Here is a 13,725-nt window from a genome sequence, read left to right as displayed (position 1 = left end):
GTTTGGCAAGGGCCCTGTGAATCCAGCGCGCCGGCAGGGAGCGCCGGGACTTGGGGCGGAGGAAGGCCGAGTGTACGCGGTGGCGCGGCAACGGCACCTGGCCATGCGCGACGAATGCCACGGTTTGCGCGGCTGGCCCCTTCCCAGCCCGGTAGAATGGGCTGATGGATGTCTCCCACCTGCTTGACGCGCTGAACCCGGCGCAGCGCGAAGCCGTGTCTGCGGCGCCCGGCCACTACCTGGTGCTGGCCGGCGCTGGCTCCGGCAAGACCCGCGTGCTTACCCACCGCATCGCTTGGCTGAATGAAGTCCACGGCGTGCCCACGCACGGCATCCTGGCGGTGACCTTCACCAACAAGGCCGCCGGCGAAATGCGCCACCGCCTGGACGCGCAGTTGCGCCACGGTGCGCGCGGCATGTGGGTGGGCACCTTCCACGGCCTCGCCCACCGCCTGCTGCGCCTGCACTGGCAGGACGCGAAATTGCCCGAAGGCTTCCAGGTTCTGGACAGCGATGACCAACTGCGCCTGGTCAAGCGTGTGGTGCAGCAGCTGGAGCTGGACGACGTGCGCTTCCCGCCGCGACAGATTGTCTGGTGGATCAATGCGCAGAAGGATGAGGGTCGCCGCCCGCAGCACATCCAGGCCAGTGCCGACCCGTGGGCCGACGTCATGCGCCGCGCCTACGAGGCCTACCAGGAGCGCTGCGAGCGTGCTGGCCTGGTCGACTTCGCCGAACTGCTGCTGCGCGCGCACGAACTGCTGCGCGACAACCCGGCGCTGCTGGCGCATTACCGCCACCGCTTCAGCGAGATCCTGGTCGATGAGTTCCAGGACACCAACGCCATCCAGTACGCCTTCGTGCGCGTGCTGGCCGGCGACACCGGCCACGTGTTTGTGGTCGGCGACGACGACCAGGCCATCTACGGCTGGCGCGGCGCCAAGGTGGAGAACGTGCAGCGCTTCCTCAAGGACTTCGGGGGCGCGCAGACCATCCGCCTGGAGCAGAACTACCGCTCCAGCGCCAACATCCTCAACGCCGCCAACGCGGTGATCGCGCACAACCCCGACCGCCTCGGCAAGAAGCTGTGGACTGACACCGGGGAAGGCGAACCGATCGACCTGTACGCCGCGTACAACGAGATGGACGAGGCGCGCTTCGTGGTCGAGCGCATCCGCCAGTGGGTGCGCGACGGCGGCAGCCACGGCGACTGCGCCGTGCTCTATCGCAGCAACGCGCAGTCGCGCGCGTTCGAAGAACTGCTGCTGGCCGAACAGGTGCCGTTCCGGGTGTACGGCGGCATGCGCTTCTTCGAGCGCGCCGAGATCAAGGACACGCTGGCCTACCTGCGCCTGATCGCCAACCGAAGCGACGACGCAGCGTTCGAGCGCGCGGTCAACACGCCCGCGCGTGGCATCGGCGAGAAGACTCTGGACGAGGTCCGTCGCCGCGCGCGTCATGACGCGGTAGCACTGTGGGAAGCGGCGCGCCGCATCGTCGACGAGGGAGGCTTGACCGCGCGCGCGCGCAACGCCGTGGGCGGTTTCCTCACCCTGCTCGATGCGATCGACACCGACGTGCAGAGCATGACCCTGCCGGAGAAGATCGACCACGTGCTGATCCGCTCCGGGCTGCGCGACCACTACTTCAACGAATCGCGTGGCCAGCTCGACTCGCGCGTGGATAACCTCGACGAACTGGTGTCGGTGGCCTCGCGCTTCACCCGCGGCGACGACGAGGTCGATGCGGCGATGCCGGAACTGATCGCCTTCCTCAGCTACGCGCAGCTGGAGGCCGGCGAAGGCCAGGCCCAAGCCGGCGAGGAGGGCGTGCAGCTGATGACCCTGCACAGCGCGAAGGGCCTGGAGTTCCCGCTGGTGTTCCTCGGCGGCATGGAGGAGGGGCTGTTCCCGAGCGCCAAGTCGAGCGAGGAGTCGGGCCGGCTGGAGGAGGAGCGCCGGCTGGCGTACGTGGGCATCACCCGCGCGCGGCAGAAGCTGGTGCTCAGCTACGCCGAGAGCCGCCGCCTGCACGGGCAGGACATGTACGGCATGCCGTCGCGCTTCCTGCGCGAGATCCCGCCGCACCTGCTGCACGAGGTGCGGCCCAAGGTACAGGTGTCGCGGCCGGTGTACGGCAGCGCGCCGCGTGCTTTCCCCGCCGGTGGGCGCGGGCATGCATCGATCGAGGCGCCGCCGGTCAAGCTCGGTGCCATGGTGCGCCACCCCAGCTTTGGCACTGGCACCGTGGTGGATTACGAGGGCGCCGGTGCGCACGCGCGGGTGCAGGTCAACTTCGACGACGCGGGCAGTAAGTGGCTGGTGTTGGCCTACGCCAACCTGCAGCCGGCGTGACCGACGGCGCGAAATTTGCCCAGTGCCCCACTCAGGTTCGCACCGGGGCCGGGCGCTAGAATGCGCTTGGGGCGTTGGCAGATGGCAGGGGCATGATCGAAATCACGGTGGCGGACTGGGCGGCCTGGGCCCCCGGCCTGCACGAGCGCGAGGCGTGGCAGGCGTGGTCCCGGGCGCCTGTCCTGCCGGCGGGCGACGACACGCCGGCCTTGCCGGAAGTGCCGGCGATGCAGCGTCGCCGCATCGAGCGACTCGGGCGGATGGCGGTGCAGGCGGCGTGGTGGTGCAGCCAGGCCGAGGCAGCCGGCGTGCCGCTGGTGTTCGCCTCGCGCCACGGCGACGTGCAGCGTTCGTTCGAACTGTTGGAGCAACTGGCCCGTGGCGAGCCGATGTCGCCAACCCAATTCGGCCTGTCGGTGCACAACGCCATTGCCGCGCTGTATTCCATCGTGCGCGGCGAGCGCGGCAACTACCTCGCACTCGCGGCCGGGCGGGCGACGGCCGAGGCGGCGTTGGTCGAGGCGGCCGGGCTGCTGGCCGATGGCGCGCCGGAGGTGCTCGTGGTGGTCTATGACGCGCGTCCGCCAGCGGTTTACGCCGATTTCCTCGATGAGCCTGATCCCTTTTACGCCTGGAGCTGGCGCGTGCGCCGCGACGGGGACGGTCCCCGGCTCTCGCTGGGATGGGAGCAAGACGTGGCCACCGGATTCGACGGTGTGCACGATGGCGCTGGGGCTGACCGCGCCTGCGCTGTGACGCCGGGCGCTGCGGCGCCGGTATCCGAAACGCCTGCGATCCTGCCGGCTGGCCTCGATGTGCTGCGTTTCCTGCTGGCCGGCGACGCCGCCCGCGAGCACCGTGCCGACGGGCTGTGCTGGACCTGGCGCCGCCATGGGTGACGCCACCGTCGCGTTCGCGCCCGTGTCCAGCCGGCTGAACCACCTCTGGCGGGTCATCGCCACCGGTGTGAGTTTCCTCGCCTTTGGCGTGGGCGGGCTGCTGCTGGGCGTGTTGGTGTTCCCCCTGATCAGCCTCGGCGTGCGCGAGCCCGCGCGGCGTCGGCGCTGGGCCCGACGGCTGGTGCAAAAGAGCTTCGCCTTCCACATCGAATTGATGCGCGTGCTGGGTGTGCTGACCTACGAGATTCGCGGCCGCGAGCGGCTGCAGCGCGACGGCCTGCTGGTGCTGGCCAACCACCCGACGCTGATCGACGTGGTGTTCCTGATCTCGCTGCTGCCCAACGCCGACTGCGTGGTCAAGTCGGCGTTGGCCCGCAACCCGTTCACCCGCGGCCCGGTGCGCGCGGCCGGGTACGTGTTCAACGACGACGGCGCGGGGCTGGTGGACGATTGCATCGCCGCCGTGCGCCGCGGCGGCACTCTTGTGATCTTCCCCGAAGGCACCCGCACCCGCAGAAATGCGCCCCTGCATCTGCAGCGAGGCGCGGCCAACATCGCCGTGCGTGGCCGCCTGGACATTACCCCGGTGCGCGTTACCTGCACCCCGTTGACGCTGGGAAAAGACGAGAAGTGGTATCGTGTTCCGGCGCGCCGGTTCCATGTCGTGGTAGACGTCCAGCCTGACCTCGAAATCGCGCCGTTCCTGAACGGGGCGCAGGGTGAGGCCCTCGCTGCGCGCCAACTTACCGACTATTTGACCGAGTATTTCGCGGCGGGGAGCCTGCGTGCAGTCACTTGAGATTGAGATCAAGCAGTTGATCATTTCATCGTTGTCGCTGGAGGACGTGTCCCCGGACGACATCGACGCCGCTTCGCCGTTGTTCGGCGACGGCCTCGGTCTGGATTCCATCGATGCGCTCGAGCTGGGGCTTGCGCTGCAGAAGCGCTATGGCGTGACCCTGTCCGCCGATTCGCAGGAAACCCGTCAGCATTTCGCCAGCGTCGATGCGCTGGCCCGGTTCGTCTCCGCGCAGCAAGCGTGAGCGCAGGGGAGCAGGCACCATGACCAAGAACGAACTCTTCGACCGCATCAGCCACATCCTGCAGGACACGTTCGAGATCGATCCTGTCCGGATCACCCCGGAGGCCCATCTGGGCACCGACCTGGACATCGACAGCATCGACGCGGTCGACCTGATCGTGCAGCTCAAGCCGCTGCTCGGTGGCCGCCTGCAGCCGGATGCGTTCAAGTCGGTGCGCACGGTGCAGGACGTCGTGGACGTGCTGCACGGCCTGACCCGCGAAGCCGCCTGATCCTTCGGCGGCGAGGGGACGCCGTGGCACGGATCCGCATCGCGCTGTTCATCGCGTTGTCGCTGGCATACCCGCTGGCGGTGTACGCCATGCTGGGCCGTTTCGAACCGCGCTGGCTGGCCGTGCTGCTGTGCGCGCTGGCGGTGCTGCGCGCCGTCACGTCACGTGAAAGGCTGTGGCTGTGGGCAGCGCTGGGTACGGGCGTGCTGGCCGCTTGGGCCACGCTGTCCAACGCGGCGTTGCCGCTGAAGCTGTACCCGGCATTGGTCAACGCCGTGCTGCTACTGGTGTTTGGGCTTAGCCTGCGCTTCGGGCCGCCCGTAGCGGAGCGGTTGGCGCGGTTACAGGAACCCGAACTGCCGCCGGTGGCGGTGGCCTACACCCGCCGGGTCACCCAGGTGTGGTGCGGCTTCTTCGCACTCAACGGCGGCTTCGCGCTGGCTACCGCATTGTGGGCCAGCGAACGGGTCTGGGCGCTGTACAACGGGCTGATCGCCTATGGGCTGATCGGCACGCTATTCGCCGCCGAGTGGTTGGTGCGGCAGCGGGTGAAGGCGCGCGCGCATGGCTGAGTGGATCGCACTGGGCGAAGTGGCGACGCGGCCACGGCCGGGCCGTGCGGTGGCGCGCGGCGCGGACGGGGTGCAGGATCACGCCGCGTTCCGCGCGCAGGTGGCGCGTTGGCGCACCGCGTTCGCGACGCATGCGGGTGAGCGCTGGGCGCTGCACTTCGACGACACGGCGACGTTTGCGGCGGCGCTGTTTGGCGCATGGCATGCTGGCAAGGCCGTGTACCTCTGCGCCGATGCGTTGCCCGAAACGGTGACTCGACTGCGTGCCGAAGTGGATGGGTTTGCCGGTGATTTTCCGCCCGGTTGTGCTGCACTCGCGCTGCCTGCCGCGGAGTCCGACACGCAGGCGGTGGACCAGGGCGACGGTCGACGTAAGTGCCATCCCGCCCAGCAGTCCGATCGCGGTCAGGACGGTGGAACAGAATCCGATCCTGCACCCGGTGCCGATCACGTCGAAGGCGCCACGGAAGCGTGGCCACCTCTCGACGAGCAGACCACCCGGCTGGTGGTCTACACCTCCGGCTCCACCGGCGAGGCCTCGGCCATCGACAAACGCCTGGCGCAGCTCGCCCGAGAGGTCGAAGCACTGCAGGCCACCTTTGGCGACCGGCTCGAGGGCGCGGTGGTCCACGGCACCGTGTCGCACCAGCACATCTACGGCCTGCTGTTCCGTGTGCTGTGGCCGCTCGCGGCCGGTCGGGTGATTGCGCCGCGGCTGTTCTTCCACGAGGAAATTGCCGCCGCGATCGATGCGCCCGCAATGCTGGTCAGCAGCCCCGCGCACCTCAAGCGCATCCCGGACACGCTGGATTGGCGTGCGGCGCGGGCACGGCTCTGCGCGATCTTCAGCTCCGGCGGCGCGCTGTCCGAAGAGGCCGCGACCGCCGCACACGCAACGCTGGGCCATGCGCCCATCGAGATCTACGGCAGCAGCGAAACCGGCGGCATTGCCTGGCGCCGGCGGGAGGTGGGCAATCCTGCGTGGGTGCCGCTGCCCGGCGTGGCTTGGCGCATCGCCGATGGCCAGTTGGAGGTGGCCTCGCTGCACCTGCCGAGCCTGGCATGGTGGCGCAGTGCCGACCGCGTGCAGGCCGATGGTGCTGGCGGGTTCCGACTGCTCGGTCGCGCCGACCGCATCGTCAAGGTGGAGGAGCGGCGCGTGTCGCTCAACGCGCTGGAACGCCAACTTGCCGCCTTGCCGACCGTCGCCGAGGCGCGCGTGGTGCTGATCGACGGGCCGCGGGCCGAACTGGCGGCGGTGGTGGTGCTAACCCCTGGGGGTGACGCGCAGCTGCAGGCCGTCGGACGTCGCCGGACGGCGCAGGCGCTCGGGCACGCATTGGCCGAGGGGCAGGACGCTGTGACGCGGCCGCGGCGTTGGCGCTTCGTCGCTGGGTTGCCCATGAACGCACAGGGCAAGACCACCGACGCCGCATTGCGTGCGTTGTTCCGGCCAGAGCGGCCAACGCCGGTCTGGCTGCAACGCGATGCGACGCAGGCGCAGCTGGAACTTGAACTCGATCCTGCACTGGTGGTGTTCGACGGTCACTTTCCCCAGGTGGCCATCCTGCCAGGCGTGGCGCAACTGGATTGGGCGGTGCGTTTCGGTCGCGACGCATTCGCATTGCCACCGCGGTTCCTGCGCATGGAGCTGCTCAAGTTCCAGCGCGTGGCGCGGCCGGGCATGTGTATCCGCCTGCACCTGGAGTGGCTGGTGCAGAAGCATGCCCTGGCGTTCCGATACGAGTCCGAGCACGGCCCGCATGCCAGCGGCCGCGTGGTGTTCGGCGAGATGGACGCATGAGCACCATACCCGTGCTTGCCTCCGATGCCGGTATCGCGTCCGACCCCGTGACGGCGTTTCGTCCGCTGGTGGTGATCCCGGTCTACGACCACGAGCATGCGATCGGGGCGATGGTCGATGGCGTGCGTGCTACCGGCCACGCGTGTCTGCTGGTGGACGATGGCTCGCGAGAGTCGTGCGCGGTCGTGCTGCGCATGCTGGCGCAGCGAGAGGGCGTGCGGCTGTTGCGGCTGGTGGAGAACCAGGGCAAAGGTGGCGCCATGCTCGCCGGCTTCCAGGAGGCCGCACGAATGGGGGTCACCCACGTGCTGCAGATCGATGCCGATGGCCAGCACGACACCGGTGACATTCCGCGTTTCCTCGCCGCCGCGGCCGCCGAGCCGGAGGCCATCATCAACGGCGCGCCGGTATATGACGCCAGCGTGCCCAAGGGGCGGTTGTACGGCCGCTACCTGACCCATGTGTGGGTGTGGATCAACACCCTGTCATTCACCATCCGTGACTCGATGTGCGGCTTCCGGGTGTATCCGCTGGCACCGGTGCTGGCGTTGACGGCGGCCGAGCCGATCGGCCGGCGCATGGATTTCGACCCGGAGATCATCGTGCGACTGGTCTGGCGCGGGGTGCCGGTGCGCAACCTTCCCACGCCGGTGCGCTATCCCACCGACGGGGTTTCGCATTTCGACGTGTGGCGCGACAACGTGCGCATCAGCCGCATGCACACGCGCCTGTTCTTCGGGATGTTGCGCCGCCTGCCGCGGCTGCTGACACGGGCGTGGCGATGAGTACGGTCGGGCGCGCGCCGCACTGGGCCGGCATTGGTGAGTCCACGTTCGTCACCGGTATCCGCGTCCTGTGCGCGGTGGAGCGCTGGCTAGGACGCTGGCCGTTCCGCCTGTGCCTGTACCCGGTGGTGCTGGGCCACTGGCTGCTCCACCGTACCGCGCGCCACGCCTCGCGCGAATACCTGCAGCGGCTGCAGGCCGCGCACGCGGTGTTCCCGCGCGCGCCGGGCGCGTGGCTCAGCCTGCGTCACTTCGCCTGCTTCGCCGAGACGCTGCTGGACAAGTTGCTGGCCAGTCGCGGCCGTTACCCGGTGGAGCGCGTGCGCGCCGAGCGTGACGTGATGTTGCAGCAGATCGCACGTGGCGAGGGCGGCGTGATCGTCACCGCGCACATCGGCTGCCTGGAGTTGTGCCAGGCGCTCGCCGAGGCGGTGCCGGGCTTCCGGCTGACCGCGTTGGTGCATACGGCGCACGCGGAAGACTTCAACCGCCTGCTCAAGCGCCTCAACCCCGCCACCCGCGTCGAACTGCTGCAAGTGACCGCGCTGGATGCAGCCATGGCGATCCGCCTGGGCGAGCGCGTTGCCGCTGGCCAATTCGTCGCCATTACCGGTGACCGCGTGCCAGTGGGGGGCGGGCGCAGCGTGTTTGCCGACTTCCTCGGCCGGCCAGCACCGTTCCCGGTGGGGCCATACGTGCTGGCCGCGGCATTGGGCTGCCCGTTGTTCGCGATGGCCTGCACCCACGAAGGCGACGGCTACCGGCTGCGCTTCGAGCGGTTCTGCGACCGCGTGGTCTTGCCGCGCGGCACGCGCGAGGCTGCACTGGCCGAGCAGGCCGCCCGGTTTGCCGGTTGGCTGGAGGCGCAGGTGCGCCGCTCGCCGTTGGATTGGTTCAATTTCTTCCCGTTCTGGGACCAGGTACCGCATGACCACGCTCCCCGCTGAAACTCCGCCGCTGATGGTTGGCGAGGCCCCGCTGCGCATTGAAGACGTGGTGGCCATTGCCCGTCGGCGGCGCCAAGTCGCGCTCACCGGCGATGACGCATTCCGCGCGCGCATCACCCGCGGCACCGAGTTCCTCGACCGGCTGCTGCGCGAGGATGGCGTGGTGTATGGCGTGACCACGGGCTACGGCGATTCGTGCACGGTGGTGATTCCGCCGGACCTGCTCACCGAGCTGCCGCACCACCTGTTCACCTACCACGGCTGCGGCCTCGGCCGATTCCTCGATGCCGAGGAGACGCGCGCGGTGCTGGCCGCCCGCTTGGTCTCGCTGTCGGTCGGCATGTCCGGGGTCAGCCTGCCGTTGCTGGAAGGGCTGGCCGCGCTGCTGCAGCACGACATCCTGCCGCTGATCCCGGCCGAAGGCTCGGTCGGCGCCAGCGGCGACCTGACCCCGCTGTCGTACGTCGCCGCGGTGCTGTGTGGCGAACGCGAGGTCATGCACGCCGGCGTGCGCCGCCCCGCCGCGGAGGCATTGGCCGAGGCCGGGCTCACCCCGCTGCGCCTGCGCCCGAAGGAAGGCCTGGCGATCATGAACGGCACCGCGGTGATGACCGCGCTGGCGTGCCTGGCCCATGACCGCGCCGATTACCTGTGCCGGCTGGCCACGCGTCTGACCGCGTACAACGTGATTGCCAGCGCCGGCAACGCGCATCATTTCGACGAGGTGCTGTTTGCCGCCAAGCCGCACCCGGGCCAGATGCGCATAGCCGCGCGTCTGCGCCAGGACCTGCACAGCGACCGCCCGCCGCGCAACGAAGAGCGCCTGCAGGACCGCTACTCGCTGCGCTGCGCGCCGCACGTGATCGGCGTGCTGGAAGACGCGCTGCCGTTCTTCCGCCAGTTGATCGAGACGGAGCTCAACAGCGCCAACGACAACCCCCTGGTCGATCCCGACCGCGGCCAGATCCTGCACGGCGGCCATTTCTATGGCGGACACATCGCCTTCGCCATGGACGCGATGAAGAATGCGGTGGCCAACCTCGCCGACCTGCTCGACCGTCAGCTGGCGCTGCTGGTCGACGCGCGTTTCAACCACGGCCTGCCGGCCAACCTGTCCGGCGCCACTGGCCCGCGCGCCGCCATCAACCACGGCCTGAAGGCGCTGCAGATCAGCGTGTCGGCCTGGACCGCCGAAGCGCTGAAGCAAACCATGCCCGCGTCGGTGTTCTCGCGCTCGACCGAGTGCCACAACCAGGACAAGGTCAGCATGGGCACGATCGCCGCGCGTGACTGCCTGCGCGTGATCGAACTGACCGAACAGGTGGTGGCCGCGATGCTGATCGCGGCACGTCAAGGTGTGGCGCTGCGCCAGCGGGTCGCGCCGGAGACGCGCATTGAGGGCGCCCCGGTGGACATGTTGGCCGACCTCGCCGCGCACCGCCCGCTGGTCGAGGAAGATCGCGCGCTCGACGGCGAACTGCGCGCGCTGCTGGAGGATGTGCGTGTGCAGCGCTGGAGCCTGTATGAACGTTGAGCAATTGAATGCGGGGATTTCGCTCGTCGACCGGCTGGTGATCGAGATCGATCTTGCGCCGGCGTTCCACGACTGCGACCCGATGCACGTGGTCTGGCACGGGAACTACTTCAAGTATTTCGAGATCGCGCGTTGCGCGCTGCTGCAGCGCCACGACTACGACTACCCGCAGATGAGCGAATCCGGCTACCTGTTTCCGGTGGTGGATGCGCGGGTGAAGTACATCCGCCCGCTGCGTTTCGCCCAGCCGCTGAAGGTGCGCGCGCGCATCACCGAGTGGGAGAACCGGTTGAAGATCGAGTACGAGATCCGCGATGCCGCCAGCGGCGAGGTGCTGACCCGCGCGCACACCATCCAGGTGGCGGTGCGCATCGAGTCAGGCGAAATGCTCTACGTTTGCCCTCCGGTGTTGTGGGAGCGTCTGGGAGTGAAGCCGGCATGATTGCGACGGGTTTCAACGCCGCGGCGGCTGCGCGACAGTGGTCCAGCGTTGCCCGTCACGACCAGCGTCTGCGTGCGCGGCTGACATATGGCATGCGCGTCCTAATGCTGTCCCTGGCATGGCTGCTGGCAGCGACGCCGACACTCGGATTGCCGTCCGCGGCCGTCGCTGGCCAAGTCGCAGCGCCTGCGACCGCACTCGCCCAGGTCCAGCGCCGCATCGCCCAGGTGCCGGTGCTGCGCGGCGAGTTCGCGCAGGAAAAGCGCCTGCAGGGATTCAAGAACCCGCTGCGTTCGCAGGGTCGCTTCCTGATCGCGCGCGAGCGCGGGGTGCGGTGGTCGACGCTCAAGCCGTTCCCTTCTGACGTGGCGCTGACCCGCGACCGCATCTTGACCCGCCAGGCCGACGGCCGCTCGCGCGTGGAAGTCGACGCGCGCCAGCAGCCTGCGCTGCGCTCGGTCAACGCGATGATGTTCGCGCTGATGAGCGGCGACGTTCAGACCCTGACCGCGCGCTTCAGCGTGCAGGCCACCCTGCTGGCGGACAACGGCTGGCGGCTGGTGCTGACCCCCAAGCCGGGCGCAATGGCGCAGGCGTTCCAGCGAGTCACGCTGGAGGGCGACCGCTACGTGCGCCGCGTGGATATCGAGGAGCGCAGCGGCGATCGCACGCAGCTCACGTTCACCAGCATGGTGGAAGCGCCCGCGCGCCTGACCGCCGACGAGGCGCGTCGCTTTGACTGACGCCCCTGCACGACGCGGCTGGCGCTGGCTCGCCTGGCTGTGGCTGGCCGTGGTGCTGGCGGTCGGCGCGCACCAGGTGCGCTTCTGGAGCGAATCGCGGCTGGAGAGCGACGTGCTCGCGCTGTTGCCGCGCGACGCCCACGATCCGGTCCTGGCCGAGGCCACCCACCGCATTGCCGACGCCAGTGCACGGCAGATGGTGGTGCTGCTCGGTGCCGCCGACGCGGCGCAGGCGCAGGCCGCCGCGGCGGCGTACCGTGCTGCGCTGCAGGCGGCCGACCGTGGCCAGCCGCTGCCGTTCGCCGAAGGCGCATCGATGGCCGGCTGGTTCGACGCCTCGCGCGCGTTCTACGCGCCGTGGCGCGACCGGCTGCTGACCACGGCGCAGCGCGAACGCCTGCAGGCGACCACGCCCGACGCGCTGGCCGACGACGCGCTCGCCGCGCTTTACGGCCCGATGGGCGCGCCGCGCCTCACCGACTGGCAGGCCGATCCGCTCAACCTGTGGCCGCAGTGGTGGCAGGAACGCGCGGCCGGCGCGGGCCTGCGCTTCGACAGCGATGGCCTGCTGCAGGCCGAGGACCGCGTGTGGACGGTGCTGCAGTTCGAGACCCGCGGCTCCGCGTTCCGTCTCGACGGCGAGCGCGTCATCGATGCCGCTTTGGATGAAGCGGCCGCTGCCGCGCAGCGCGTCGCCCCGGGGTTGCGGGAACTGCGTGCCGGCGTGCCACTGCATGCCGAAGCCGCCGCGGTGCGCGCCAGTTTCGAGGTCAATGTCATCGGCTTGGGTTCGCTGGCGGCGGTGCTGCTGCTGGTGTGGCTGGCGTTCCGCTCGCTCCGTCCGATCCTGCTGGTTGCGCTGTCGTTGCTGGTTGGCGTGGCCGCTGCGCTGTCGGTGACCGCCTTGCTGTTCGGCAAAGTGCACCTGCTGACGCTGGTGTTCGGCGCCAGCCTGGTGGGCGTGGCCGAAGACTACGGCATCCACTGGTTCGCGTCCCGCCAGGGCCATCCACGGGAGCCGCGGTGGCGCCTGCTGCGCTGGCTGCTGCCCGGCATGCTGCTGGCGTGGCTGACCAGTGCGCTGGCATACCTCGCGCTCGGTCTCGCGCCGTTCCCGGGCCTGCGCCAGATGGCGGTGTTCTCGGTGGCGGGCCTGGCCGCGGCCTTCGCCACCGTGATCTGCTGGTTCCCCTGGCTGGAGCGCGATGCACCCGCCGCCACCCCGCTGTCGAAGGCGATGACCGGCTGGCTGGCGCGCTGGCCGCACGTGCGTGCCAGCCGGGCGTGGTTCATCGCCGCGCTGGTCGCGGCCATCATCGCCCTTGGCGGCCTGTGGCAGCTGCGCAGCGATGACGACCTGCGCAACCTGCAGTCCTCGCCGAAGACGCTGGTGATGCAGCAGGTGGAAATCAGCCGCCTGCTGGGCCTGCCGAGTCCGGCGCAGTTCTACCTGGTGCGTGCGCCGGATGCGGAGACGCTGCTGCAGCGCGAGCAGGCGCTGGTCGCGCGGTTGGCAACCCTGACCCGGGAACGCCAGATCAACGGCTACCGGGCGATCAGTGATTGGCTGCCCTCGCGCGAACAACAGGCCACCGATGCCGCCCTTACCGCGCGTGTGGAAGGCGCAGTTCTTGCCCGCGTGGCGGCCGCCACCGGCGAGCCGCTGCAACGCGCGGCCTTCGCACCGCAGTCCCTCTCGCTGCAGGCGTGGCTGGCTTCACCGGCCTCGCAGCCGCTGCGCCACCTGTGGCTCGGCCGCAGCAGCGACGGCGTGGGCAGCGTGGTGCTGGTGGATGCGCCTGGCGGCGACGAAGTGCTGGCCACCCTGCAGGCGCAGGCCGAGGGTCTGGAGGGCGTGCGCTGGGTCAACCGCACTGCCGAGTTCTCCGCGCTGCTCGGCCACTACCGGCACATGATGGGTTGGCTGCTGCTGGCCGGCGTCGTGCTGGTGGCGGTGGCGCTGGCCGCGCGCTACCGCCGCGATGCGTGGCGCGCCGCGGTGCCCACCGTGCTCGCGGGCGTGCTCACCGTCGCCCTGCTGGGCTGGCTGGGACAACCGTTGCAGTTGTTCAACGTGCTCGCGCTGCTGCTGTTGCTCGGCATGGGCATCGACTACGGCATCTTCCTGCTCGAGCACCGCGGCGACGCCTCGGCGTGGCTGGCGGTTTGCGTGGGCGCCGCGAGCACCTGGCTGTCGTTCGGCCTGCTCGCACTCTCGGCCACCCCCGCTCTGCGCGCCTTCGGCCTGACCCTGCTATTGGGCATCGGTCTGGTGTGGCTGCTCTCGCCGCTGTTCCGTCCACGTGCGGAGGCTGCGGATGTTCACTAGCA

At 69.6% G+C, this 13,725-nt stretch carries 13 protein-coding genes; all 13 read left to right on the top strand.

Going from position 1 to position 13,725, the window contains the following annotated elements; all coding sequences use genetic code 11:
* The first annotated feature begins 164 nt into the window (after positions 1 to 164).
* The 13 genes from uvrD (at position 165) to ACYVBS_RS03360 (ending at position 13,723) form a co-directional block, all read left to right on the top strand.
* Positions 165 to 2,354, top strand: coding sequence for a DNA helicase II (gene uvrD / locus ACYVBS_RS03420; RefSeq protein WP_460821797.1), 2,190 nt, complete (start codon positions 165 to 167; stop codon positions 2,352 to 2,354).
* Between the two features lie 92 nt (positions 2,355 to 2,446).
* Positions 2,447 to 3,253: a beta-ketoacyl synthase chain length factor gene (locus ACYVBS_RS03415; RefSeq protein ID WP_460821795.1), complete on the top strand. Its 807-nt coding sequence runs from the start codon at positions 2,447 to 2,449 to the stop codon at positions 3,251 to 3,253.
* Positions 3,246 to 4,052: a lysophospholipid acyltransferase family protein gene (locus ACYVBS_RS03410; RefSeq protein WP_460821794.1), complete on the top strand. Its 807-nt coding sequence runs from the start codon at positions 3,246 to 3,248 to the stop codon at positions 4,050 to 4,052. The genes ACYVBS_RS03415 and ACYVBS_RS03410 overlap by 8 nt, the downstream gene beginning before the upstream one ends.
* Positions 4,039 to 4,296, top strand: a complete 258-nt coding sequence (locus tag ACYVBS_RS03405) for a phosphopantetheine-binding protein (RefSeq protein WP_460821793.1) — start codon at positions 4,039 to 4,041, stop codon at positions 4,294 to 4,296. The genes ACYVBS_RS03410 and ACYVBS_RS03405 overlap by 14 nt, the downstream gene beginning before the upstream one ends.
* Positions 4,297 to 4,315: 19 nt before the next feature.
* Positions 4,316 to 4,567 (top strand): acyl carrier protein, encoded by a 252-nt coding sequence (locus ACYVBS_RS03400; protein ID WP_460821791.1) that lies wholly within the window; start codon positions 4,316 to 4,318, stop codon positions 4,565 to 4,567.
* 23 nt (positions 4,568 to 4,590) lie between these two features.
* A complete protein-coding gene (locus ACYVBS_RS03395; RefSeq protein WP_460821790.1) occupies positions 4,591 to 5,139 on the top strand; it encodes a COG4648 family protein in 549 nt (182 codons plus the stop codon).
* The gene (locus ACYVBS_RS03390) at positions 5,132 to 6,943 is read left to right on the top strand and encodes an AMP-binding protein (protein ID WP_460821789.1); all 1,812 of its coding nucleotides are present in this window, start codon (positions 5,132 to 5,134) and stop codon (positions 6,941 to 6,943) included. The genes ACYVBS_RS03395 and ACYVBS_RS03390 overlap by 8 nt, the downstream gene beginning before the upstream one ends.
* Positions 6,940 to 7,728, top strand: a complete 789-nt coding sequence (locus tag ACYVBS_RS03385; RefSeq protein ID WP_460821787.1) for a glycosyltransferase family 2 protein — start codon at positions 6,940 to 6,942, stop codon at positions 7,726 to 7,728. The genes ACYVBS_RS03390 and ACYVBS_RS03385 overlap by 4 nt, the downstream gene beginning before the upstream one ends.
* A complete protein-coding gene (locus ACYVBS_RS03380; protein ID WP_460821786.1) occupies positions 7,725 to 8,675 on the top strand; it encodes an LpxL/LpxP family acyltransferase in 951 nt (316 codons plus the stop codon). The genes ACYVBS_RS03385 and ACYVBS_RS03380 overlap by 4 nt, the downstream gene beginning before the upstream one ends.
* The gene (locus ACYVBS_RS03375) at positions 8,656 to 10,209 is read left to right on the top strand and encodes an HAL/PAL/TAL family ammonia-lyase (RefSeq protein WP_460821784.1); all 1,554 of its coding nucleotides are present in this window, start codon (positions 8,656 to 8,658) and stop codon (positions 10,207 to 10,209) included. Before ACYVBS_RS03380 ends, ACYVBS_RS03375 begins: the two co-directional genes overlap by 20 nt.
* The gene (locus ACYVBS_RS03370) at positions 10,199 to 10,651 is read left to right on the top strand and encodes an acyl-CoA thioesterase (protein WP_460821783.1); all 453 of its coding nucleotides are present in this window, start codon (positions 10,199 to 10,201) and stop codon (positions 10,649 to 10,651) included. Before ACYVBS_RS03375 ends, ACYVBS_RS03370 begins: the two co-directional genes overlap by 11 nt.
* Entirely contained in the window at positions 10,648 to 11,394 is a 747-nt protein-coding gene (locus tag ACYVBS_RS03365; protein WP_460821782.1) for an outer membrane lipoprotein carrier protein LolA, read from the top strand. The genes ACYVBS_RS03370 and ACYVBS_RS03365 overlap by 4 nt, the downstream gene beginning before the upstream one ends.
* Positions 11,387 to 13,723 carry an MMPL family transporter gene (locus tag ACYVBS_RS03360; protein WP_460821781.1) on the top strand — a complete coding sequence of 779 codons (2,337 nt, stop codon included), beginning with the start codon at positions 11,387 to 11,389 and terminating at the stop codon, positions 13,721 to 13,723. The genes ACYVBS_RS03365 and ACYVBS_RS03360 overlap by 8 nt, the downstream gene beginning before the upstream one ends.
* Positions 13,724 to 13,725 lie beyond the last annotated feature (2 nt).

The sequence above is a fragment of the Lysobacter olei genome (assembly GCF_054777355.1).
Note: the sequence above shows the minus strand (reverse complement) of the source record. Positions and strands in the feature narration are given on the sequence as shown.